The sequence below is a fragment of the Natronoarchaeum mannanilyticum genome (assembly GCF_039522665.1).
Classification (GTDB): Archaea; Halobacteriota; Halobacteria; order Halobacteriales; family Natronoarchaeaceae; genus Natronoarchaeum; species Natronoarchaeum mannanilyticum.
Window position 1 is genome coordinate 988,173 of sequence record NZ_BAAADV010000001.1, and the last position, 22,972, is coordinate 1,011,144.

General features: G+C 68.0%; 26 protein-coding genes and 1 pseudogene. 18 read left to right on the forward strand and 9 right to left on the reverse strand.

The window, feature by feature from the left end; all coding sequences use genetic code 11:
* Positions 1-56: 56 nt before the first annotated feature.
* From ABDZ81_RS05180 to ABDZ81_RS05190, 3 genes are read right to left on the reverse strand one after another with little or no spacing between them, the layout of a single operon-like run.
* A complete protein-coding gene (locus tag ABDZ81_RS05180; RefSeq protein ID WP_343772822.1) occupies positions 57-1,706 on the reverse strand; it encodes a bifunctional N(6)-L-threonylcarbamoyladenine synthase/serine/threonine protein kinase in 1,650 nt (549 codons plus the stop codon).
* Positions 1,707-1,725: 19 nt separating this feature from the next.
* Complete coding sequence (locus ABDZ81_RS05185) at positions 1,726-1,860, reverse strand: 30S ribosomal protein S27ae (RefSeq protein WP_097009620.1); 135 nt, start codon at positions 1,858-1,860, stop codon at positions 1,726-1,728.
* Position 1,861: 1 nt separating this feature from the next.
* Positions 1,862-2,179, reverse strand: a complete 318-nt coding sequence (locus tag ABDZ81_RS05190) for a 30S ribosomal protein S24e (RefSeq protein WP_343772823.1) — start codon at positions 2,177-2,179, stop codon at positions 1,862-1,864.
* A gap of 202 nt (positions 2,180-2,381) precedes the next feature.
* Here ABDZ81_RS05190 and infB point away from each other — a divergent pair, with 202 nt between their 5' ends.
* Complete coding sequence (infB, locus tag ABDZ81_RS05195) at positions 2,382-4,187, forward strand: translation initiation factor IF-2 (protein ID WP_343772824.1); 1,806 nt, start codon at positions 2,382-2,384, stop codon at positions 4,185-4,187.
* Between the two features lie 157 nt (positions 4,188-4,344).
* On the opposite strand, the gene ABDZ81_RS05200 is transcribed toward infB, so the two are convergent.
* A complete protein-coding gene (locus ABDZ81_RS05200) occupies positions 4,345-4,740 on the reverse strand; it encodes a DUF5811 family protein (RefSeq protein ID WP_343772825.1) in 396 nt (131 codons plus the stop codon).
* A 111-nt stretch (positions 4,741-4,851) separates the two neighbouring features.
* Positions 4,852-5,961: an RNA ligase gene (locus tag ABDZ81_RS05205; RefSeq protein WP_377074825.1), complete on the reverse strand. Its 1,110-nt coding sequence runs from the start codon at positions 5,959-5,961 to the stop codon at positions 4,852-4,854.
* 96 nt (positions 5,962-6,057) lie between these two features.
* Between ABDZ81_RS05205 and ABDZ81_RS05210 the strand changes: the two genes are divergently transcribed.
* The 8 genes from ABDZ81_RS05210 to ABDZ81_RS05245 all read left to right on the forward strand — a co-directional run bounded on the left by ABDZ81_RS05210 (position 6,058) and on the right by ABDZ81_RS05245 (position 11,312).
* A complete protein-coding gene (locus ABDZ81_RS05210; protein WP_343772826.1) occupies positions 6,058-6,732 on the forward strand; it encodes an RNA ligase partner protein in 675 nt (224 codons plus the stop codon).
* Positions 6,733-6,792: 60 nt separating this feature from the next.
* Complete coding sequence (locus tag ABDZ81_RS05215) at positions 6,793-7,662, forward strand: alpha/beta hydrolase (protein WP_343772827.1); 870 nt, start codon at positions 6,793-6,795, stop codon at positions 7,660-7,662.
* Between the two features lie 41 nt (positions 7,663-7,703).
* The gene (locus ABDZ81_RS05220; protein ID WP_343772828.1) at positions 7,704-7,850 is read left to right on the forward strand and encodes a hypothetical protein; all 147 of its coding nucleotides are present in this window, start codon (positions 7,704-7,706) and stop codon (positions 7,848-7,850) included.
* A gap of 196 nt (positions 7,851-8,046) precedes the next feature.
* On the forward strand, positions 8,047-8,241 hold the full coding sequence (locus ABDZ81_RS05225) for a cold-shock protein (RefSeq protein ID WP_256391695.1): 195 nt from the start codon (positions 8,047-8,049) through the stop codon (positions 8,239-8,241).
* Positions 8,242-8,523: 282 nt separating this feature from the next.
* Entirely contained in the window at positions 8,524-9,798 is a 1,275-nt protein-coding gene (locus tag ABDZ81_RS05230; RefSeq protein ID WP_343772830.1) for an FAD-dependent oxidoreductase, read from the forward strand.
* 213 nt (positions 9,799-10,011) lie between these two features.
* On the forward strand, positions 10,012-10,347 hold the full coding sequence (locus ABDZ81_RS05235) for a DUF7344 domain-containing protein (protein ID WP_343772831.1): 336 nt from the start codon (positions 10,012-10,014) through the stop codon (positions 10,345-10,347).
* 95 nt (positions 10,348-10,442) lie between these two features.
* On the forward strand, positions 10,443-10,907 hold the full coding sequence (locus tag ABDZ81_RS05240) for an Lrp/AsnC family transcriptional regulator (RefSeq protein WP_343772832.1): 465 nt from the start codon (positions 10,443-10,445) through the stop codon (positions 10,905-10,907).
* A 162-nt stretch (positions 10,908-11,069) separates the two neighbouring features.
* The gene (locus ABDZ81_RS05245; protein ID WP_343772833.1) at positions 11,070-11,312 is read left to right on the forward strand and encodes a HalOD1 output domain-containing protein; all 243 of its coding nucleotides are present in this window, start codon (positions 11,070-11,072) and stop codon (positions 11,310-11,312) included.
* A 185-nt stretch (positions 11,313-11,497) separates the two neighbouring features.
* On the opposite strand, the gene ABDZ81_RS05250 is transcribed toward ABDZ81_RS05245, so the two are convergent.
* The 3 genes from ABDZ81_RS05250 to ABDZ81_RS05260 all read right to left on the reverse strand — a co-directional run bounded on the left by ABDZ81_RS05250 (position 11,498) and on the right by ABDZ81_RS05260 (position 14,747).
* Entirely contained in the window at positions 11,498-12,460 is a 963-nt protein-coding gene (locus tag ABDZ81_RS05250) for an electron transfer flavoprotein subunit alpha/FixB family protein (RefSeq protein ID WP_343772834.1), read from the reverse strand.
* Positions 12,457-13,251 (reverse strand): electron transfer flavoprotein subunit beta/FixA family protein, encoded by a 795-nt coding sequence (locus ABDZ81_RS05255; protein ID WP_343772835.1) that lies wholly within the window; start codon positions 13,249-13,251, stop codon positions 12,457-12,459. Before ABDZ81_RS05255 ends, ABDZ81_RS05250 begins: the two co-directional genes overlap by 4 nt.
* A gap of 152 nt (positions 13,252-13,403) precedes the next feature.
* The gene (locus tag ABDZ81_RS05260) at positions 13,404-14,747 is read right to left on the reverse strand and encodes a helix-turn-helix transcriptional regulator (protein ID WP_343772836.1); all 1,344 of its coding nucleotides are present in this window, start codon (positions 14,745-14,747) and stop codon (positions 13,404-13,406) included.
* A 204-nt stretch (positions 14,748-14,951) separates the two neighbouring features.
* Here ABDZ81_RS05260 and ABDZ81_RS05265 point away from each other — a divergent pair, with 204 nt between their 5' ends.
* Positions 14,952-16,208, forward strand: coding sequence for a DUF7096 domain-containing protein (locus ABDZ81_RS05265; protein WP_343772837.1), 1,257 nt, complete (start codon positions 14,952-14,954; stop codon positions 16,206-16,208).
* Positions 16,209-16,290: 82 nt separating this feature from the next.
* Positions 16,291-16,758, forward strand: coding sequence for a type IV pilin domain-containing protein (locus ABDZ81_RS05270; RefSeq protein ID WP_343772838.1), 468 nt, complete (start codon positions 16,291-16,293; stop codon positions 16,756-16,758).
* Between the two features lie 70 nt (positions 16,759-16,828).
* On the opposite strand, the gene ABDZ81_RS05275 is transcribed toward ABDZ81_RS05270, so the two are convergent.
* Positions 16,829-17,449 (reverse strand): methyltransferase domain-containing protein, encoded by a 621-nt coding sequence (locus ABDZ81_RS05275; protein WP_343772839.1) that lies wholly within the window; start codon positions 17,447-17,449, stop codon positions 16,829-16,831.
* 167 nt (positions 17,450-17,616) lie between these two features.
* Between ABDZ81_RS05275 and ahaH the strand changes: the two genes are divergently transcribed.
* The 7 genes and pseudogenes from ahaH to ABDZ81_RS05310 form a co-directional block, all read left to right on the forward strand.
* Positions 17,617-17,949 carry an ATP synthase archaeal subunit H gene (ahaH, locus tag ABDZ81_RS05280; protein ID WP_343772840.1) on the forward strand — a complete coding sequence of 111 codons (333 nt, stop codon included), beginning with the start codon at positions 17,617-17,619 and terminating at the stop codon, positions 17,947-17,949.
* The gene (locus ABDZ81_RS05285) at positions 17,936-20,218 is read left to right on the forward strand and encodes a V-type ATP synthase subunit I (RefSeq protein WP_343772841.1); all 2,283 of its coding nucleotides are present in this window, start codon (positions 17,936-17,938) and stop codon (positions 20,216-20,218) included. Before ahaH ends, ABDZ81_RS05285 begins: the two co-directional genes overlap by 14 nt.
* A gap of 273 nt (positions 20,219-20,491) precedes the next feature.
* A complete protein-coding gene (locus ABDZ81_RS05290) occupies positions 20,492-20,764 on the forward strand; it encodes a hypothetical protein (protein ID WP_343772842.1) in 273 nt (90 codons plus the stop codon).
* A 22-nt stretch (positions 20,765-20,786) separates the two neighbouring features.
* Positions 20,787-21,368, forward strand: a complete 582-nt coding sequence (locus ABDZ81_RS05295) for a V-type ATP synthase subunit E (protein WP_343772843.1) — start codon at positions 20,787-20,789, stop codon at positions 21,366-21,368.
* The gene (locus ABDZ81_RS05300) at positions 21,365-22,420 is read left to right on the forward strand and encodes a V-type ATP synthase subunit C (protein ID WP_343772844.1); all 1,056 of its coding nucleotides are present in this window, start codon (positions 21,365-21,367) and stop codon (positions 22,418-22,420) included. The genes ABDZ81_RS05295 and ABDZ81_RS05300 overlap by 4 nt, the downstream gene beginning before the upstream one ends.
* Entirely contained in the window at positions 22,417-22,746 is a 330-nt protein-coding gene (locus ABDZ81_RS05305) for a V-type ATP synthase subunit F (RefSeq protein WP_343772845.1), read from the forward strand. Before ABDZ81_RS05300 ends, ABDZ81_RS05305 begins: the two co-directional genes overlap by 4 nt.
* A gap of 3 nt (positions 22,747-22,749) precedes the next feature.
* Positions 22,750-22,972 (forward strand): annotated as a pseudogene (locus ABDZ81_RS05310) (V-type ATP synthase subunit A); the annotation flags it as partial.

A 22,972-nucleotide genomic window follows, 5' to 3' on the forward strand; every position in this document is an offset into this window, starting at 1 on the left:
TACGTGGCGTTTTGTTCCGCTAACTCGCGAAGGGTGCGGCGGTGCTCGGCCGCGATCTACTGGTAGCGCCCGCGGGACTCGATCTCGCGCAGCTGCTCGATCACGGCGTCGTCGCCGACGTCGGCGTAGCCGTCCTCGACAGCCGCCCGCATCGCGGCGGGGTCCTCGGCGGTGCCGTCGAGGCTCTGGGCGAACACGTGCAGGTCCATCGCGTAGTCCTCGACGGCGTCGGTGTAGAACCCGAGCCCGAAATCGATGAGGTAGACGCGATCGGCGTCGCCGCTCGGCCGGTCGGGCCGACCCTCCGCACCGCCCTCCAGATCGACCCGGACGTTCCGGGTCGTCGGGTCGCCGTGGACCATCCCGGCGCCGTGAAGCGCCGCGAGGTGACGCCCGACCGCCCGCGCCCGGTCGGCGGTCAGGTCGGCCTGCAGGTCGGCGTCGCCCACGCGCTCGAAGACGATGGTGGCCTCCCGCGGATCGACGTCGCGCACCAGCGGCGTCGGGACGCCGTGGCGTCGCGCTTCGCTGGTGAGCCGCGCCTCCAGCGTCGTGCGCTGGCGGCGCAGGCGCTCGTCGAGGTCGGGGTGGCGGTAGCGCTTGGGCACCCGACGCTTGACGACCCGATCGGCCTCGATTGTGACCGTGGCTTCGGCGCCGCGCAGTTCGTCGCCGACGGCACCGTCGCTCGTCGGCACGCGAGCGACGCTCTCGCCCTCGCGCCACGTCACGGGCACCTGATCGGGCCGGAAGTCCGAGTCGATCCGCGAGTCCTCGATCTCGATGGTGTCGCCGGCTTCGTACATCGTCGCGCCCAGCACCGCGATCATCCCGGCGTTGTCCCGCAGGAATCGCGGCTCGGGCGCGAAGAAGTCCGCGCCGCGCTGCTCGCACATCGCGTCGAGCATTTCCCGCAGGCGCTCGTTCTGCGCGACGCCGCCGCCGAGCACGAGCTCGTCGCTGCCGGTCAGCGAGAGCGCGCGCTCGGCGACCTCGGTCAGCATCGCGAAGATCGTCTCCTGGAGCGAGTAGCAGACGTCCTCGACCGGCACGCCCCGGTCGTACGCCTGCTTGGCGGCGCTCATGATCCCCGAGAAGGAGAAGTCCATCCCCTTGACGACGTACGGCAGGTCGGTGTACTCGCCGTCTTTCGCGGCGTCCTCGACCTTCGGGCCGCCGGGGTGGGACCAGCCGACGTGACGGGTGAACTTATCCAGGGAGTTGCCGACGCCGGTGTCCATCGTCTCGCCGAGCACGCGGTAGCGGCCGTCGTGGAAGCCCAGCACGTGGGCGTTGGCGCCGCTGGCGTTCAGGCAGACCGGCGAGTCGAATCCGGACTGGTGGCGACCGATCTCCAGGTGGGCGACCATGTGGTTGACGCCGACGAGCGGCACGTCGAGCGTCATCGCCAGCGAGCGGGCCGCTGTGCCGACGATCCGCAGGCACGGACCGAGGCCGGGGCCCCGCGAAAACGCGACCGCATCGACGATCGGCTCGTGGTCAGCCGCGCGATCGGCGGCCTCCGCGAGCGCGGCGTCGATCACGCGGGGAATCGCGTCCCGCATGTGCTCGGCGGCCTCGCTCGGGTCGATGCCGCCGCTCTCGGGCTGGTAGGCGTCGGTCTCGATAAAAACGTCGTCGGACTCGGAATCGTAGACTGCGGCACTGGCTGCCCAGGCCGTTCCTTCTATCCCGAGAATGCGCATTGTGGGAAGCTAGGAGCCGCTATTCCCACTCGGTGTACCCGCACTTGCCGCAGTGCAGGCGGTCGCCGTGGTCCGCGAGGAACGAGTCGCCACAGCGCGGGCACTGCTCGCGGTCGGTCGTGCCGTCGTCGTCGTAGAGCTCGTGTCGGGGCATATTAGGCCTCCTCCGCCTCTTCGGCGTCGGCGTCCTCGCCGGCGGTGATCTTGTTGCGCTCGAGCATGAAGTCCTGCTCGACGTCCTTGGCGTGGTCGGAGGTCTCGTAGACCTTCGCCTGGCCGATCGTCTTGCGCATCCCGAACTTCGTGTCGAGGCTGCGGACGACGACCTCGCCGGCGTCCTTGTTGAGCTTCGCCGCGAGGCTGTCGCGGACCGAGAGGCGCTCGGGCGTGGCGTCGTCGTGGGTGATGCGGAAGGTCACGTCGGTGCGGTGCAACATCGGGTTCTCGTCCTCGTCGATGATTTCGACGTCCATGTGTACTCAGTTGTCTCTAGGTTGCCCCCGAAGCGCGTAAAAGGATTTCGAACGGAGGGGACGAGCACTCCGGCGACCGCGGCGCGAGGGCGGCGAAACCGCCGCGTTCGGTGCGTCACCGCCTGACGAAGGGCGGGGCGTGACGATGGAACTAAATGCCGCGCCGCAAAGTTCCACACAACAACCTTCTCTGGTGGTTACCATGTCGGACACCGAACCTCCCGAATCCGCGGCATCCTCCCTCAGAACGCCGATCGTCGCCGTCCTCGGTCACGTCGACCACGGCAAGACCAGCCTGCTCGACAAGGTCCGGGGCTCGGCGGTGATCGAGGGCGAGGCCGGGGCGATCACCCAGCACATCGGCGCCACCGCCGTCCCGCTGGACGTCATCTCCGGGATCGCCGGCGATCTGGTCGACCCCGACGACTTCGACCTGCCCGGCCTGCTCTTCATCGACACGCCGGGGCACCACTCATTCACGACGCTGCGCTCGCGGGGCGGCGCGCTCGCGGACATCGCGATCCTCGTCGTCGACGTCAACGACGGGTTCCAGCCCCAGACCGAGGAGGCCATCGAGATCCTCGCGCAGTCCCAGACGCCCTTCATCGTCGCCGCGAACAAGGTCGACACCGTACCGGGCTGGAACGCCGAGGAGAACGCGCCGATCCAGAAATCCCTCGAGCGCCAGAGCGACCGCGTGCGCGGGGACGTCGACGAGAAGCTCTACGAGATCATCGGCCAGCTCTCGGACAAGGGGTTCTCGGCGGACATGTACTGGCGCGTTCAGGACTTCCAGAACAACGTCGGCGTCGTCCCCGTCTCGGCGATGACCGGCGAGGGCGTGCCGGACCTGCTAACGGTGATGATGGGCCTCTCCCAGCGCTACATGAAAGAGGAGATGGCGATCGACGTCTCGGGGCCGGGCGTCGGCACAGTCCTCGAGGTCAAAGAGGAGAAGGGCTTCGGATCGACGATCGACGTCGTGCTGTACGACGGCGTCGTCGAGGAGGACGACACCATCGTCGTCGGCAGCTCCGGCGACCCGATCGTCACCGACGTCCGCGCGCTGCTGAAACCCCGCCCGCTCGCCGAGATCCGCACCGAGAGCCGCTTCGAGAAGGTCGATCGGCTCAAGGCGGCCTCGGGGATCAAGATCGCCGCGCCCGACCTCGACCGGGCGATGTCGGGCGCCCCCGTCCGCGTGGTCCGCGACCGCGAGATCGACGAGGTCGTCGAGGAGGTCCAGGCCGAACTGGCCGACATCGCCGTCGACGCCGAAGAGCAGGGCCTGGTCGTCAAGGCCGACACGCTCGGCAGCCTCGAAGCGATGGCCAACGCCCTGGGCGAGGCCGAGATCCCGATCGTCCGCGCGGAGGTCGGCGACGTCGCGCCCCGCGACGTCTCTGTCGCCAGCACCGCCGAGGACTCGCTCCACGAGGCGATCCTCGCCTTTAACGTCGACGTACTCTCGGACGCTCGCAAGCAGGCCGAGAGCGACGACGTCCGGATCTTCCAGAGCGACGTGATCTACCGACTGATCGAGGAGTACGAGGAGTTCGTCGAGGAGCGCGAGCAGGCCCAGCAGGAAGCCGTCCTCGAGAACATCACGCGCCCGAGCCGGTTCCAGATCCTCCCCGATCACACGTTCCGCCAGAACGACCCGGCGGTCGTCGGCGTCGAGATCCTCGCGGGCACCCTCCAGAACAACACCAACGTCGTGGACTTCGAGGGCAAGGAGCCCGAGCGCATCGGCCAGCTCAAGGGCATCCAGAAGGACGGCGACGACGTCGACGAGGCCCGCAAGGGCGACCGCGTCAGTATCGCCATCGATGGCCCCACCGTCGGGCGCCAGATCGAGGAGGGCGACGAGCTCTGGACCGAACTCCACGAGAAACACGCCAAGATCCTCGAACAGGAACTCGTCGACGACATCCCGCCGGACGAGCGCGACGCGCTCCAGATGTACCTGGACAAACACCGGCGGCGCGACCCCTTCTGGGGGAAGTAGACGACGAGCCGGACGGGCGACTTCTCGCTATCGCGGTTCGATTCCTCGGAAGCGACAGCACTGCACGGCGGCCTGACGCCGCTGCTCAGCGTTCGACGGCGGCCTGACGCCGCCGCTCGGCGTCAAACGACGGTCGACAGAAACGAGACTCCGGTAGCTATCGCGCGGTCGGCATCACGTCGTCCTGCACGGCCTGCTTGACCTGCAGGGCGGCGCTGGCGGCGAGTCCGCGAGCGACCTCGCTGCGGTCCTCGTCGTCGATCAGCGAGTCGGACTCCAGATCCTCGTTCTCGGGCGAGAAGCCGGCGCTGACGGGGTGCCCGACCGGCGGCTGCACGGCGACGGTCGCGCGGGGGCCGCCGGCGGCCTGGCTCACGTCGGAGTCGACGACGTACTCGTCGGGGAGGTACGCGCGGGTCTGGTCGGCGATCCGCGAGACGTCCCGGCGGAGCGCGCGCTTCTGCTCGCCCGTGAGTTCGGGGAGATCGGCGGTGGCGCGCTTGCCCGCCTGCGTGGTGCCGGGAGACCCTGCGTACGGCGTGTTTCCGTTCATGAACAGTTCTACCCCTTATAGGGAACGGGCGGGTAAAAAGATTCGGACGCCGACGGTTTTTCGAGGGATCGGCGCGCGGTGATCCCGCCGAAGCCGACGCGACCGAGGCGATCACTCCCGGACGATCTGCCCGTCGAGGTAGCCGCGGATCTTGTCGTTGGTCGACTGGACGCGCTTGCAAAACGTGACGACGCGCTCGCCGTCCGCCCGATCGTCGGCCTCCACGTCGATCGTCAGCCCCTGCTCTTCGAAGTGGTCGAGCAGGGCGTCGATGGCGTCGGGATCGCCCCGCACCGTGTGGCGCTCGCCGACGGCCTCGCCGTCCGCGACCCGCTCGATGGACTCGGTCATCGACAGGACGATCGCCTCGCCCACCGCTCGAGCGCGCTCGCGGGCGGCTTCGGGCGACTCGTCCCACTCGATCGACTGGAACGCCTCGCGGATGAGCCGGCGGAACATGAACGCCTGCCCGTAGTCGAACGGCAGCGAGAAGGCGTACGCGAGGTCGCCGCGGTTGGCCGCCGACGTGGTGTACTTGAGCTGGGTCGCGCCGTCGAGCGACTTCATCACCACGCCCTCCCGGTCGTCGGCGTCGAGCTCGTCGACGATCTCTCGCAGGTCCGCTGCCGCGTCGTCGGGATCGTAGACGCCAAACAGCCGGGTCTGGGGGACGCCGTACTCGCCGTAGCGCTCGCGGCGCTCGCGGACGTCCAGGGGCTCGCCGGACTCGCGGTCGCGCCAGTCGAACGCGCGGAACGCCAGCGAGTCGACGTCCGGGTAATCGTGGGCCGTGTAGGGGTTCTCGGGACCGACCATCTCGCCGCAGACCGCGGCGTCGGGGTAGTCGTCGAACAGCGGATCGAGGTCGAGTTCGCGCTCGACGAACCACGTCGTGTACGGACAGACCAGCCCGCCCCGCGAGAACGCCAGCACGTCGCCGTCGATCCGGGCGACGCGGACGTTGTACCCGTCCAGTTTCTCCTCGACGGCGACGGGGCTGTCGAACTGCCGCGGGACGCCCTCGGCGAGCACGAGCGTCCGGGGCACCTTGGGGAACCCGCGGACGACCTCGCCGTCGAACAGGACCGTCCCGCGCTCGACGCCGCGCCGGTAGTCCGGGACGTGGCGGTACTCGGTGCCGTCGTAGCTCGCCCGCTCGGCGTGCTCTATCACGCCCTCGAACGCGTCCTCCGAGAGGCCGAGCTTCCTGTGGTACTCCACGATCTCTCCCCCGGCGTGAGTACGGCGCCGGCCACAATAGTCGCCCGTGGCGAATTGTGACGCACCTATTTGCCGGTCGCCCACCAACGTGTAGGTATGCCCGGCGATCCGTTCAAGCAGCGGTTCGTCCTCGACACGTCGATGTTTCTGACCGACGAGATCCGGGACGACGACGAGTCGCTGCAGGAGGCGCTGCTCGACCTGCTCGACCTGATCGCGGAGGCGCGACTCCGACTCGGCATCTCCTGTTACGTGCCGCCGACGATCCACGACGAGCTGACGACGATGCTCGCGGACCGCGACGTCGACGACGAGGTGTTCTCGAAGCTCAACACCTGGGTGATCCGCAAGCACCCCGACCGCTACGAGGTGTCGATCCCCGCGAACGTCGTCTACCGCTTCGTCGACGAGATGAGCGACCGCGTCGACCGCGGGCTCCGGGTCGCCGAGGACGCGGTCCGGCGCGCGGAGTCGGCGTCCGACGAGCCGATCGAGGACCACGAGCACATGACCGACGCCGACCAGATCGTCTCGGATCTGCGGGACAAGTACCGGAGCGCGCTCCGGCGGGGCGTGTTAGACTCACGGGAGGATTTCGACCTGCTCGTGCTCGGTCGGGAGCTCGACGCCGGCGTCGTCACCGAAGATCGGGGGATCATCGCCTGGACCGAGGACTTCGGGCTGCGATACCTCCGCGGGCGGGAGTTCCCGGATCTGCTCCGGGAGTACCTGCGGGCCGTCGAGGAGATCGACGAGGCCGACCGAAACTAACCGGCCGCCCCGGAGCGAAACCGAAACGGATTCTCTCCTGCGATCGAAACCGTACGACCAATGACCGACAGCCTCGACTGGCGCGAGTACGACCTCTCCGACGACCCTACCGTCACGGGCGACGTGCGCGTCTCGGAGCAACTGTACTCCGAGCGCCTCGACCGGGAGACACAGCTCCTCGCGTACCTGCCGCCGTCCTACGAAACGTCGGACCGCGAGTATCCCGTGGTGTACATGCACGACGGCCAGAACCTGTTCGACGACCGGACGAGCCACTCGGGCGAGTGGCGGGTCGACGAAACCATGGAGGAGCTCGCCGACGAGGGGCTGGAGGCGATCGTCGTCGGGATCCCGAACGCGGACGACGACCGGGGCACCGAGTACAGCCCCGTCCAGCCCGAGGGACGGGGTGCCGAGGACGGCCCCTTCGAGGACGACGACCTGCCGGGCGGCCGGGCCGACGAGTACCTCGCCTTTCTCGCCGAGCAGGTCGTCCCCGCCGTCGAGGCGTCGTTCCGGACGAAGGCGGGCCGCGAACACCGCGGCCTCGCCGGCTCCTCGCTGGGCGGGCTCGTCAGCCTCTACGGCTACTTCGAGTACCCCGACCTGTACGGGTTCGCCGGCGTGATGAGCCCCGCGTTCTGGTGGACGGAGGGACAGATCTTCGAGTACGTCGCCGACCAGTCCCGCGTTCCCGGTCGACTCTACCTCGACGTCGGCGGGGACGAGATGCCCGACAGTCCCGACCTCTCGGCGCGCTACCGCGAGGAGGCCCGCCGGATGGTCGACCTGCTCGAAGAGCTGGGGTACGGAGAGGAGGAACTCGAGTTCGTCCTCGAAGACGGGGCCGTCCACCACGAGGACGCCTGGGCGCGGCGGTTTCCCGACGCGGCACGGTTCCTGCTCGACGGCGTAGCGCCGCGTACGTAGCTACTTGCTCGCCGAGTGCGTTACCCCCGACCGGGAGAACTGTGGTACTCAGGATCGACGTGCAGGTCGAGTCCGGCGTGCGCGTCACGGACGCGGCGGTGACCGTCGACGGGGAGGGGACGGTCGCGTTCTCGGTCGACGGGACGATCGTCGTCACCGAGCTGGACGCCGATGACGGGCTGCTGTGATCGCCGCTTCGAACTTCCGATTCGGCGGAAAGGCGAGTTTCTCCGTCCGCATCCGCCACCACGGTGCTCATATTGCGACCGCGCATAGACAAGCGTAGCTCTCAGCATCTAATACCAAACCACCCGTCCAGAAATTTTCCCATCTGGGGAACGTATCGGAACCATTATCCGTGGTGCGGGCTTCTGTTAGGGTGTAATGGCGAAAGGAAACGTTGATTTCTTCAACGACACTGGCGGCTACGGTTTCATCGAGACGGACGAGGAAGACGACGACGTGTTTTTCCACATGGAGGACGTCGGCGGCGAGGACCTCGAAGAGGGACAGGAAGTCGAATTCAGCATCGAGCAGGCCCCCAAGGGTCCGCGCGCGACGAACCTCACCCGGCTGTAATTCGGTACTAATCGGTCGCTTTACCGCGACTTTTACAGACACCATTTCTTTCAGTGCTACTGACGAGCGACGCGTCTCCCGATTCCGATCGACGGACGGCGCGCCGTAGCAGCGCATCTCGACGGACGATCGATCGCAGCGACGGCACCCCGTGATCGTCCCCGTCGGTCGACGGCGTTGCGGTCGCGATGCTCGACGACGTACGCCGGCGCGGCGCCGACACGGCGGCGACTCGACGCCGCTACCCGGTTCCTGAAGTCGATTCGGCCCCTAGATCCGTCGATGGACCGAACTGACGTTCTGATCGTGGGCGGCGGGGGCACCGGCACGGGGATCGCGCGGGATCTGGCGATGCGCGGCGTCGACGTGACGCTGGTCGATCGCGGCGGCCTGGGATCGGGGACGACCGGCCGCTCGCACGGGCTGCTGCACAGCGGCGCGCGGTACGCCGAGGCCGACGCGACCGGTGCCCGCGAGTGCATCGCCGAGAACGAGATTCTCCGCGAGATCGCGGGCCGTTGCATCGACGACTCCGGTGGCCTGTTCGTCCAACTGTCCGAAGACGATCCCGACTACTTCGACGAAAAGCGCGACGCCTGCCGCGAGCACGGCATTCCGGCCGAGGAACTCACGCCCGAGGAAGCCCGAGAGACGGTGCCCGACCTCGCCGACGACGTCGAGCGGGCGCTGTCGGTGCCCGACGGCGTGATCTACCCCTCGCGGCTCGTCGCCGCGACGGCCGCCGGCGCGCGCGAACACGGCGCGACGGTACTTCCCGACGCTCCGGTTATCGACCTACTCGTGGAGGATAGCGAGGGCCGACGGCCCTCGAACCAGTCGAGCGGCCAGCGGCCGAGAGACGAGGCGGTCGTCGGCGCCGAACTCGACCACGAGGTCGGCGAGATACGGGCCGACCACGTCGTCAACGCGACGGGCGCCTGGGCGGACCAGCTCGGCTCGATGGCCGGCGTCGACCTCGACATGAAGCCGACGCGGGGCGTGATGGTCGGCGTCGACTACCCCGGACTGGGCCCGGTAGTGAACCGCTGCCGGCCGCCGTCGGACGGCGACATCGTGGTGCCTCACGAGAACGAGGCGGTCCTCGGAACGACCAGCGTCGCCGTCGACGATCCGGACGACTACGAGCAGGCCGACTGGGAGATCGAGCAGACGATCGAGGAGTGCGCCGCGATGCTCCCGCCGGTGGCCGACGCGTCGCGGACCAGAACGTACTGGGGCGTCCGACCGCTGTACGGCCCGGAGGAAGCTGAACTTGAGGGCGAGCGCGGCATCTCGCGGGGCTTCTTCGTCGTCGATCACGCCGACCGCGACGGCGTCGACGGGTTCACCAGCGTCGTCGGCGGGAAGCTCACCACGCACCGACTGATGGCCGAAGCCGCCGCCGATCACGTCGCAGACGTCCTCGGCGTCGATGCGCCCTGCCGGACCGCCGAGGAGACGCTGCCGGGCCACCGCGACCCCGAGCGCCTGGACGCCCTCGTCGAGGAGTTCGACGCCGGCGGACCGGCTGACGCCGACGTGATCGGCGGCCGGTAAGGCGCCGTTACGCGCCGCTCTCGAAGTAAGGGGAGCCAGAGCGGGCGGAAACCCCGGGCGATCACACCGATTTAGCTTCGGCGTCCGGCGGCCCAGCCCGCCACCGACGCTCGTAGCCGGCCCGGAAGCGGCACGATCCCTCGAACGGATGGCCACCGGTCCGCCGTCACCTCGCAAAAACCCTCTTTCCGTACCGTCGCGTTACTCGGAACGATGGCATCCCTGAGCAGGATTTTCGACCTCCTTAGCGAGGAACGACGCCGGTACGCCCTGTATTATCTCGAACAGAGCGAGGAGCCGGTCCCGGTCGACGAACTCGCCGAGCGGATCGCCGAGTGGGAGGACGATCCCGACGCCCTCGACCTGCCCGAGGACGAGTACCGAGGCGTCGAGATCGAACTGGAACACAAGCACCTCCCGAAGGCGTCCGACGCCGAGTTCGTCGAGTACGATCCCGCCGAAGGGGTCGTCGAGGTGACGGGGAGCCCGGCGGAGTTCTCGGCGATCATCTCGGTCTCCGAGACGGTCGAGCGTCCGAGTAGCGACTGACGGACGGAGCCCTCTCGGACGAAAACCCGGACCCAGAGGTGCGACGCATCCAGACCAAACGGCTATTTTCCCGGCACCCGTACGATCACTATCGGATGCCTCCGGAGAACCTCGACGAACTCGACCGAAAGATCCTCCGCGCGCTGGCCGACGATGCGCGGAACGTCACGACCGAAGAGATCGCCGACCAGGTCGGGTTGGCGTCGAGTACGGTCGCAGCCAGGATCAACGATCTCGAAGAAGACGGCGTCGTCGATGGGTACGCGCCGATGATCGACTACCGGCAGGCCGGGTTCGACCCGCACATGATTCTCTTCGGCACCGCGATCGACGACGAGTTCTCGGTCGAGGACACGCTCGCGGTCGACGGCGTGACCTGCGTCCGCCGGCTCGCGACCGACGAGGAGAACGTGCTGATCGAACTGGTCGCCGCGAGTCAGGAGGAGATCGAGCGCCGACTCGACGCACTCGACGAGCAAGGCCTCGAGATCACGCGCACCGAGGTGCTCCGTGAAGAGGCGGCCCAGCCGCTCGGCGGATTCGGCGACGATCCGGAGTAGCCGCTGGGGCCGCCAGCGGCAATCTCGCCGGGGCTCCCGATGGAACCGCAATTCGTCCGGAGAATCCCGTCGCGGCGGAAATGTATCCGGCGCTCTCGGTCGAACCCCGTATATGTATTATCTCCGACAGTTATTTACCCGCGGATCGCGTATCTCACGGCGATGAGCAGCACAGCCCTCAGTGACGAGTCTGCCCGAACCGTCGCCGAAAAGGTAGTCGACGCGATATCGGATGCGGAAGGCGAAGCGGCGACCGAACTGACGCCGCCGCTGTACGACGCTATCGATCCGGAGGCGTTGGACGCCGTGACCGAGTCGATGAACTCTGAGGGGACGATCGCGTTCGAGTACTGCGGCCACGAGGTGCGAGTCGACGGCGACGGAGAAATCTCGATCGACGGCTGACGGGTGGGTGTCGCGAACCGGGGCGGATACTTCTACCCCTCGAACTCCTCGATCAGCGCCGGCACCACGTCGAACAGGTCGCGCGACGACCTTTTTCTCGTCGGGTGCCGTCGCTACGCTCCGGCACCTCTCCTCGAAAAAGCTCGGACAAAAAGACTGCTCGCTCCCGCCGGTCGCTCGCAGTTCTACCCCTCGAACTCCTCGATCAGCGCCGGCACTACGTCGAACAGGTCGTCGACGATGCCGTAGTCGGCGATGTCGAAGATCGGCGCGTTCGGGTCGGTGTTGATCGCGACGATCGTATCGGACCCTTTCATGCCGGCGACGTGCTGGACGGCGCCGGAGATGCCGATGGCGATGTAGACGTCGGGCGTGACGACCTTGCCCGACTGGCCGACCTGCCGGTTCTTGGGGAGCCAGCCGTTGTCGACGATCGGCCGCGAGGCCGACAGCGTCGCGTCCAGCGCGTCCGCGAGATCCCGGATCAGGTCGATGTTCTCCTCCTCCTCGATCCCGCGGCCGACCGAGACCAGCACGTCGGCCTCGCTGATGTCGACGTCGCCGCCGCCGACCTCCTCGAAGCCCCGGACCGACGAGAACACGCGCGAGTCGTCGATCTCGACGTCAAACGACTCGATTTCGGCGTCGCCGGTGCCCTCGGCGGTCGGCCACTCGCCGCTGCGGATCGTCGCGACGACGCCGTCGCTCGCGTCGACCGAACAGGTGGTAGCGACCTTCGAGCCGTACATCTCGCGCTCGGCGGTGAGCTCGTCGCCGTCGATCGAGAGCTCGACCGCGTCGGAGACGTAGGGCAGGTCGAGCGACTCGGCCAGCGCCGGCGCGTAGTCGAGCCCGTTGACGCTGTTGGGCGTGAGCACCACTGCCGGATCGACGGCGGCGGCGAGCTGCTCGACCGACTGGAGGGAGACGTCGTGGTTGAACTCCTCGCCCTCGTCGACGGCGAGGACGCGGTCGACGCCCTCGCGGTCGAGCTTCTCGGCGAACTCGTCGACCGCGCCGCCGATCACCGCGGCGTGGAGGTCGCCGCCGGTCTGGTCGGCGAGTTCGCGACCCGCGGTGAGCAGTTCGAGGCTGACGTCCCGAAGGTCGCCGCGGCGGTGCTCCGCGACGGCGAGCACGTCGCTCATTCCGCGCTCACCCCCTTGTCGCGGAGAACGCCGGCTAACTTCGCCGCGCTCTCGCCGGCGTCGCCCTCGAACAGCTCGGCGTCGCTTTCGGTCTCGGGGACGAACATCTCGGTCACGTCGATCCGGCTGTCGGCCGCCGCGGCGTCGATCCCCAGATCGGCGAGCGTCTGCACGTCGAGCTCCTTCGACTGGGCCTGGCGGATGCCCCGCAGGCTCGCGTACCGGGGCTCGTTGATCCCCGTCTGGATCGTCAGCACCGCGGGCAGCTCGACGTCGGTCAGCTCCTCGACGCCGCCCTCCAGCTCGCGGCGCACCGACGCGACGTCGCCGCCCGGTTCGAGGTCGAGATCGTTGACGACCGCGGCCCAGCCGTAGCCGACGCGCTCGGCGAGCGCGACGCCGGTGCCGCCGAAGGCGTCGTCCTCCGCCTGGACGCCCGACAGCACGAGGTCGGGCTCCTCGGCTTCGACGACGCCCGCCAGGATCTCGGCCTTGGCGCCGACGTCGAGCGTCTCTACGTCCTCCAGCGCGTCGTCCCAGACCCGGATCGCGCGGTCGGCGCCTTTCGCCAACGCCATCCGGATCGTCTCCTCGCTGCGTTCGGGCCCGATCGTCGCGGTGACGACCTCGACGTCCTCGCCGGCCTCGGCGAGCTGGACGGCCGCCTCGATCGCGTAGTCGTCCCACTCGTTGAGGTCGTACTCGCGGTACTGCTCGCCGACTTCGGTGCCCTCGATCTCGAAGTCGTCCGCGACCCGCGCCACTTCCTTGACCGTGACCAGAACCTTCATCATTGTACGTTGCACGGACCAGCCGCTAAATGGTTTTGAAACTTGAGATACGTCGTCCGGCGTTGTCTCGACGCCGCCGAGCGGCAGTCGCGAGCACGCCCTCGGCGTCCGGCACAGTTGGAGGCCAGAATCGGCGCTACTAAACCGAGCGCTCACTCGACCTCGGTCACGTCCTCGTCCGGCAGGCTGATCAGGTTCTCCCGACCGATCCGGAGCTTGTCGACCCGGCCCTCTTCGTCCATCGACGACAGCAGCTGGGACACCTTCGCGTTCGACCAGCCCGTTTCCGTGACGATCGAGGCCTGCTTCATCCGACCGCCGTTCTCCCGGAGGAGTCGCTCGACGCGCTCCTCGTCGCTGAGCAGTTCGGGGTCGATCTCGTCGCCGCTATCGGCGGCACCGTCGTCCGCGTCCGACGCGTTCGCGGCGGCGCCCGCAACGCCGGCAGCCTCGCCGTCGGCGCCGTCGCTCGACGCCGCTTCGTCGTCGTCCGTACTGGCGCCATCAGCATCGGTCGTCGTCCCGGCCTCGCGGTCGCCGGATGCCGCCTCGTCGGCCGCCGGTTCGCCTGACGACGTCAGCCGAGCGGTGAGAGACTCGTCCTCGCCGGTAGCCGGATCGTCACCGACGCCGGGGATCGCCGCGGCAATCCGGGATGCGGCGTCGTCGCGTTCCCTGAGGACGTACCCCCCCAGCGCCAGCCCGCCGACGATCGCGACGAGACCGACGCCGAGCAGCGCGAGCCCGTCGAACGGCGAGTCGCTCGGCTGCTCGCCCGGCGATCCGGGCGGCTCCTCGGACCCGCCCGTGGCGACGTACGTCGCCTCGATGCCGCCGGGTTCGAACGTCGCCGGTCCGGTCCAGGTCGCGGTACCTCCCTTGACGCCGCCGTCCGGCGAGGTGCCGAAGTTCCAGGACTCGTAGGCGTAGCCGTTCGGCGCGGTGATCATGAGTCGTTGCCCGGCTTCGAGATCGGACAGCCACGTCCCGGACGGCGTCAGGAACGCGTCCCCGAGCGCGACGCGGTCGCCGTCGACGCGCGCGAAGTTGGTCCAGGTGAACGAGAAAGACAGGTAGCCCGTCCCGTTGTCCAGGCGGGTCGAGCGGCTCTCGTTGCGGATCGTCATCTCTCGGCCGGTCGACTCCGAGGCGTTGGCGGCGAACGGCTCGAACGTCGCCGCGGAGTAACCGGCGTCCGTCTCGCCGGCCTCGTACTCCGCGGCCAGGTCGCGGAACGCCTGCCGGTCGTCCTCGGTGTCGAGGTCGTGGATTCGCGTGGTGACGGTCCAGCGCGCGTCGCCGTCCGCCGTGAGGTTGATCCGGAACACCTGGCGCACGTCCGACTCGTTGGCGCCGTCGCTCTGTAGCGTCGGCGCCGCGGACTGGGCGGACGGACCGTCGGCCGCACCCGCCGGTAGGAAGGCCGTTCCGGCGGCCGGGGCGACGAGGAGGGCGAACAACAGCGGGACTGTCAGGAGGGCGGCGCGAACCCGCATACCCATCCATCCTGACTGGGGGAAGAAAATGCTTTTCATCGTGATAAAACGTCAGATCGGGTTATAAATCGTCTCGCGGACGCTCGTCTCGTCGCGGTACGCTCGACACACCGGTTCTGACGGGTGCGCAAACGGGAGATCGAGCGTTCGGGCAAGCGCCGGAGGCAGCGAACTTTTGTATAAGAACGTCCTACGTCGCCGGTAATGACACGCATCCCCGCGACGGTCGTCGTCGCCCTCCTCCTCCTCGTGTCGCCGGTGGTCGCCGCGACACCCGCCGGCGGCGTCGACCCTGCGAGCGCCGACGGGGCCACCCCCTCGATCGAGCACGAGGTCGCTGCGCCGGCCGTCGACGCGACCTCGCTCACCGAGTCGGCCGGACCCATCTCGTGGATCACCCACGACGGCCAGTCGTCGAGGGGCGTAGCCGGCGAGACAGCCCGGAGCATCGGTAGCACGCTGGGAATGGCGGACCGCGACCTCCGCGCGGAGCTGACCGAGGCGCGGTACGAGAACCGCTTCGAAGCGGGCGATACGAGCGCCGAGCGACAGGCCGTGCTCGACGAGGCGCTGGCGGACATGGAGCGGCGACACGACCGGCTCGTCGAACGGGAGCGAGAGGCCATCGCCGAGCACGCCGCGGGCGAGCGGTCGACGGAGGCGTTCCTCCGGGAGCTCGCCAAGATATCCGCCGACGCGTCCGCCGTCGAACGGCGGCTCGACCACCTCGACCGGCTCGCGGACCGCGACGCCGACGTGGAGATCAGTACGCGCAACCTGCGGTACGCGATGTCGCGGTTCGACACGCCGATCAGGAACGACCTCGTCGCCGCGACGACGGCCGGCGGCCCAGTCGGGGAGCGCATCTACGTCGAGACGTCCGAGAACACCGCCGTTCTCTCGAAGATCGAGGGCGATCAGTACCTTCGCGAGGGGATCCAGACCGACCAGTACGATCCCGACGGCACCGAGCAGTTCCAGAGCCGCGAGGAGGTCCTCGAGACCGCCGGCAGTCACTACCCCTGGCTCTACTCGCTTGCGCCCAACGAGCGGGAGCCGTCCTCGCGAACGTACGGGACGACGACCCGCGAGACCGTGAACAACCACCCCGCGGGCTCCAGCCGCATCTTCCTCGACAGTTCCACGAAAGGCGTGTTCCTCGAGTATCACACGCTCGACCTCGCGGCGCTCGACCAGACGGCCACCGTGCGACCGTCGGACAGCGAGTTCACCGTGGGCGCGAACCGCGTCCCCAACGGCGGCCCGCTCTGGGTCAACGTCACCGACGACGGCGGTGATCCGATCGACGCCACGGTGACGATCGGCGACGGGCACACGGCCCGAACCGGCGACGACGGCGTCGCGTGGTTGCTCGCCCCCGAGGGCGACGTGACGGTGACGGTGTCGGCGCCCGGCGCCGCCGAAAACGCGACCGTGACGGTGCGGGCGCTGTCGGGCTGAAAGGCGTCTCGACGCGACGCCGGTCCGTCGTCCGACCGTTCGCTCGACAGGTTGATAGTCGATGGCGCGGCGAGCGCCGGTCGTGACCGATCGCGGAGTGGCCCCGCTCGTCGGCGTCGCCCTACTCGTGCTCCTCAGCGTCGCGCTCGCGGCCGTCGTCGCGGGCGGTCTGGCGGCGGTCGACGCCGACGATCCGCCGCCCGCGGCGACGCTGGAGGTCGACGCCGACGCCGACGCGGACCGGATCGGCGTGACTCACGGCGGCGGGGACGCGCTCGATCCGGACGCCGTCTCGCTGCGCGTCGAGATCGACGGCGAGAACCTCGACCGCCAGCCACCGGTTCCGTTCTTTTCGGTACGGGGGTTCGATCCGGGACCGAACGGGCCGTTCAACTCGGGCTGGCACGGCGACTGGGTGGCCGGCGAGACGGCGTCACTGCGCGTCGCCGGCACGAACGATCCCGACGGTATCGACGAGGGCGAGACTGTTCGGGTTGTCGTCAAAGTCGACGGACGAGTGCTCGCCGATCAACGCGCCGTCGCGCAGTAAGTCAGCCGGTAGAAGCGGACGGGGGCGGCGGTCCGACGCCGGATCGCAGCGGCGTGTCGACGTTGCGCCGCTATTCGGGCGCGCGGGCCGCGGTGACGATCGCGATGTTGGGCTTGTGGGAGGGCCCCATCAGTCGGTGTTCGATCGCCTCGTAGCCCGCCTCGGAGAACATCCGGTCGGCCTCCTCGTCGTCGTAGAACAGCATGATCGCGTCGGCGACTTTCTGCGCGAGAGAGTTCTTCGGGTTGTTCGGCCCGACGACGAGCACCTGCCCGCCGGGCTTGACGACGCGGCGGAACTCCCGCAGCGCGGTCACCGGGTGGGGCCAGTACTCGATCGAGCCCGACGACCAGATCACGTCGAAGCTGTCGGTCTGGTACGGAAGCCGCTCGGCGTCGCCGCGGGCGAACTGCACTGGGTCGTGCTTGCCGAGCTTGGCCCACGCCTTCTCCATCTGGTGGACGCTCTGGTCGAGTCCGTGGACGTTCTCGGTGCGCTCCAGCAGTCCCTCGGTGGCGAACCCGGTGCCGCAGCCGACGTCGAGCACCCGGTCGCCCTCCTCGATGTCGAGCATACCGATCGCCTCCTCGCGCATCTCCTCGTTCCAGATGAACGGGTTTACCCGGTCGTACACCTGCGAGAGGTACTTGTAGAACAGCCGTGCGCGCCGCTTGTTCTCGAGAACGCCCATTACTCGGGGTTTTGGACTGCCGAGTCATAATCCTGACCTTTGGCATCGGCCGGTACTGGGCGTCGTCCCGCGCCGTGCCAACCGACGCCGTTCCGCGCGACCCGCGGCGCGGAACCTTTCGCAACTACCTTATACGCCCCTTTGCAAAGTTCCGCCTGATAATAGACATGCCGAGGCCAGAGGTTCTCGACCGAATACAGGAGGCCGAAGACGAAGCCGACGAGATCGTCGCTGAGGCCGAGGCGGATCGGGACGACCGCATCGCCGAGGCGCGCGACCGCGCCGAGGAGATCCGCCAGCAGGCGGAGACCGAGGCCCAGGAGCTCAAGGAGGAGCGGCTCTCGGAGGCTCGCGAGGAACTGTCCGAGGAACGCGAGGAGATCCTCGAAGAAGGACGCCAACAGCGCGACCAGCTCGCCGAGACCGCAAGCGAGCGTGAGGACGAGGTGGTCGAACACGTCCTCGAGGTGTTCACGGAGGCGGTGCATGCTCAGACCTGAGCGGATGAGCAAGGTGTCGGTGGCGGGCTCCCGCGCTGTGATGGAGCCGGTCATCGAGGCCGTCCACGACCTCAACCTGGTCCACCTGAGCGACTACGACGGCTCGTGGGCCGGGTTCGACAACGGCAACCCCGTCGAGGGATCGGAGACGGCGTCCGAGAAGCTGGTCACCGTCCGCTCGCTCAAGAGCATCCTCGGCGTCGAGGAGGAGGACGCCGGCCCGAGCCGGATCGTCGAGGACGAGGCCCTCGACGAGGAACTCGCCGAGGTCCGCGAGGAGGTCAACGAGCTCGACGAGCGCCGCACGGAAGTGCGCGACGAGCTGCGCGAAGTCGAGGATCGGATCGGTTCGATGGCGCCCTTCGCCGACCTGGGGATCGACTTGGATCTCCTGTCGGGCTACGAGACGCTCGAGGTTCGCGTCGGTGAAGGCGACGCGGAGGAGCTTCGCGCCGCGCTCGAAGCCGCCGAGGACGTCGACGAGTTCGAGCTGTTCACGGGCGAAGGTGACGTCGTCGCGGCGTTCGTCTATCCCGAAGGCGAGGCCGACGGCGAGACGCTCGACGACGCGCTCGTCGGCGTCGACTTCGCCGGCCTCGACGTGCCGGACGCGGAGGGCAGTCCCGAGGAGTACCTCGAGGAGCTGCGCCACCGAAAGGAGAAGCTCCAGTCGAAGCTCGACTCGATCGAGGGCGACCTCGAAGAGATCAAGCTCGACGCCGCCGGCTTCCTGCTGGCCGCCGAGGAGAAGCTCTCCATCGAGGTCCAGCAGACCGAGGCGCCCCTGCAGTTCGCGACGACCGAACACGCGTTCGTCGCCGAGGGCTGGGTGCCGACCGACCGCTACGACGATCTGGTCGCCGCGCTCGAGGACGCCGTCGGCGACCGCGTCGAGATCGAGGAGCTCGAGCGCGCGGAGTACACCGAGGAGGGCCACGCGGCCCACACCGAGGAAGTCGACCACGGCGAGCCCGAGTCGACCGAGACGCCGGCCGAGCCCGGCGACGCCGACGAAGAGGAGCCGCCCAAGGCGGCGACTGACGGTGGAACTGCCACCGCGTCGGCGGCCGGTTCCTCCGGCGCCGTCACGATGGCCGACGACCCGCCGGTGATCCAGGACAACGTCAAGGCGGCCCAGCCGTTCGAGTTCCTGCTCGAGATGATCAACCGGCCGAAGTACTCCGAGCTGGACCCGACGATCGTCCTGCTGCTGACGTTCCCGGCGTTCTACGGGTTCATGCTGGGCGACCTCGGCTACGGGCTACTGTACATTGCAGTCGGCTACCTGCTGTACAGCCGCTTCGAGGACGACGTGTTCCGCAGCCTCGGCGCGATCGGCATGTGGGCCGGCGGCTTCACGGCGCTGTTCGGCGTGCTGTACGGCGAGTTCTTCGGGATGCACTTCCTGGGAGAGATCGTGTTCCCGAGCGGGAGCCCGCCGCTGCACAAAGGCCTCCAGCCCGCCTTCAGCTACTACGGCCAGGCGTGGCTGGTGGCGAGCCTGCTGCTCGGCTTGCTCCACCTGACGATCGGCTACGTGTTCGGGTTCGTCAACGACCTCGATCACGGCGTCGTCGAGTCCTATCTCGAACACGGCTCGTGGGCGACGCTGATGATCGGGCTCTGGACGTGGGTGTTCAGCCGGCATCTCCAAGGCGCAAAGCCCAGCATGCTGTACACGTCGTTCGGCCCGCAGGGCGAACACACCGCACTTAACCTCGGATTTAGCGGTCTCCCCGAGGCAGTCGGGCTGTTCGTCGGCCTCCCGCTGCTGGCCATCGGCTTCCTGACGATGGTCTACGGCGAGGTCAAGCACTACGGTCTGCTGGGCGTTCTCATCGGCGGCCTCGAGAGCTTCAGCGTGTTCGGCGACGTACTGTCGTACCTCCGGATCGGCGCAGTGATTCTGGCGAAGGCGGGGATGGCGTTCGTCGTCAATCTCCTGTTCTTCGGAGTGTACGTCGTCGACGGCGAGTGGCACTTCGCAACGAGCCACGCACCGTCATATTACGCCGAACACGGCTACCACGGCGCCGAAGTCACCGAGGTCATGTTCGGCGGCCTGCTCCACGGCGGCATCGCTACGGCGATCCTCGGCGTGTTCGTCCTCGTGTTCGGCCACGCGGTCGTCCTGCTGCTGGGCGTGACCAGCGCCGGCCTGCAGGGGATCCGCCTCGAGTACGTCGAGTTCTTCGACAAGTTCTACGAGGGCGGCGGCCGCGTGTTCGACCCGTTCGGCTACGATCGGGAGTACACGGCCGAGGACTGATTCCGTCGACGCGACTCGTTTTTTCGGTCGGCAGCAGCTCGACAGCGACGACGCCGCGCCTCGGATCGAACGAGCGTGCTCGACGCCGCGTCCGGCTTGGCCGACGAACGACCATCGTACCTGTCACGATCCGGGCTCGTATCGAAAGTATAATACCCCTCGAATCCCCGTTTTAGCTGTTAGACCGCCGAAATCGGGCGTTTCGTTTGGGAAGCTTTATGAACTCCGTAGGGAGAAATACGGACTGTCCGAAGCCACGAGGTACACATAATCATGTTCGAAACCATCGCACTCGCACTAGTCGATAGCCTCACCGTCCTTCAGGACGGCACCACCGTCAACGAAGCACCCGCCCTCCGCCAGGGCGCCGCAGCCGCCATCGGCATCGGCCTCGCCGCGATCGGCGCGGGCTACGCCGAGCGCGGTATCGGCGCCGCGGCCGTCGGCGCGCTCGCCGAAGACTCCATCTCTACGGGTATCGGGATCGTTCTGACGGTCCTGCCCGAGACGCTGGTGATCTTCGCGCTCGTCGCGCTCTTCACGTAAACCGCACCCCCACTTTCTTACAATGAGTCTGGATACAGTCGTTGAGGACATTCGAGACGAAGCCCGCGCGCGTGCGGAGGATATCCGCGAGGAGGGCGAAGCCCGCGCCGAGGAGATCGTCGACGAGGCTCAGGCCGACGCCGACGAGATCGTCGCCGAGGCCGAGGAGGAGGCCGAGCGACAGGTCACCCAGGAGCGCGAACAGAAGCTCTCCAGCGCGAAGCTGGAGGCAAAGCAAAAGCGCCTCGAGGCCCGCCGCGACACGCTCGAGTCGGTCCGCGAGACCGTCGAGTCGGAGCTGGCCGAGCTGAGCGGCGACGAGCGCGAGGAGCTGACCCGCGCGCTGCTCGAGGCCGCCGAGCCGGAGTTCGAGGACGCCGACGACGTCGTCGTCTACGGTCGCGCCGACGACGAGGAGCTCCTGACGGAGATCCTCGAGGACTACGACGGGTTCGAGTACGGCGGCGAGTACGACTGTCTCGGCGGCGTCGTCGTCGAGAGCGAGTCGAGCCGACTGCGCGTGAACAACACGTTCGACTCCGTGCTCGAGGACGTCTGGGAGGACAACCTTCGAGAGATCAGCTCGCGACTCTTCGAACAATGAGTACGAGCCAGCACGGTGCCTCGAACCCGGAGTACGTGAACGCTCGCGTTCGCTCCCGGCGACAGAAGCTGTTCGACGACGAGGACTACCGCAAGCTGGTGCGGATGGGCCCCGGCGGGATCGCGCGATTCATGGAGGAAAGCGAGTACGAGCGCGAGATCAACTCGCTCGGGTCGCGCTACGGCGGCGTCGACCTGATCGAGTACGCGCTCCACGCCAACCTCGCGAAGCACTTCGACGACCTGCTGGAGTGGTCCGAGGGGACGCTGTACGACCTGATCGCGCGCTACCTCCGGAAGTTCGACGTCTGGAACGTCAAGACGGCGCTGCGCGGCATCTACACCGACGCCGACGCCGAGGCGATTCAGGCCGACTACATCCGCGCCGGCGAGTTCGACGACCGGTTGCTCGACCGACTGTCGGAGGCCGGCAGCGTCGAGGACGCCATCGAGCTGCTCGACGGGACCGTGTTCCACGAGCCCCTCGACGGCGCCTACGAGGCGTTCGAGGCCGAGGGGCTGCTCGTCCCGCTGGAGAACGCCGCCGACCGCGCGTTCTACGAGCTGCTGCTGTCGGACGTCAGCGTCGGGCCGAACGCAGAGGGGCCGACCGCCCGCTACGTCGAGTTCCTCGAAGCCGAGATCGACTTCCGGAACGCCCTGCGGCTCGCCCGCACCGGCGCCGACATCGAACCGACCGAGTTCTTCATCGAGGGCGGAACGCTCTTCGACGAGCGGGAACTCAGACAACTCGTGGGCAACTTCGACGAGCTCGTCGCGCACATCCGCGACAGCCACTACGGCGACGAGCTTGACGTCGCGCTCGACGAGCTCGAAGGTGCCGAGAGCCTGATCGGCTTCGAGCACGCCCTCGAGGCGGCGCTGCTGGAGTACTCCGACCGGCTCTCGAACGTCTACCCGGTGTCGATCGCCGCGGTGCTGTCCTACATCCTCGCCAAGGAGCGCGAGGTCGAGAACGTCCGCGCGATCGCCCGCGGTCGCGAGGCCGACCTCGACGAATCGGAGATCGAAGACGAACTGGTGATACTATGAGCCAGGAGATCGCCGTCGTCGGCAGCCCGGACTTCACGACCGGCTTCCGGCTGGCAGGCGTCCGCAAGTTCGAGAACGTCCCCGACGAGGAAAAGGAAGAGGCGCTCGACGACGCCGTCGAGAACGTCCTCACCGACGAGGGCGTCGGCATCGTCGTCATGCACGACGACGATCTGGAGCACCTCTCGCGGAACGTTCGACAGGACGTCGAGACGAGCGTGGAACCGGTCGTCGTCACCCTCGGTGGCGGCGCGGGCAGCGGCGGGCTGCGCGAGAAGATCAAGCGAGCGATCGGTATCGACCTGATGGAGGAAGACGAGACTTAAATCATGAGTCAAGCAACAGACACAGACTCCGTCCGCGAGGACGGCGTCATCGACAGCGTGAGCGGCCCCGTCGTGACAGCGACGGACCTCGACGCCCGGATGAACGACGTCGTGTACGTCGGTCACGAGGGGCTGATGGGAGAGGTCATCGAGATCGAAGGCAACGTCACGACGATTCAGGTGTACGAGGAGACGTCCGGCGTCGGGCCGGGCGAACCCGTCGAGA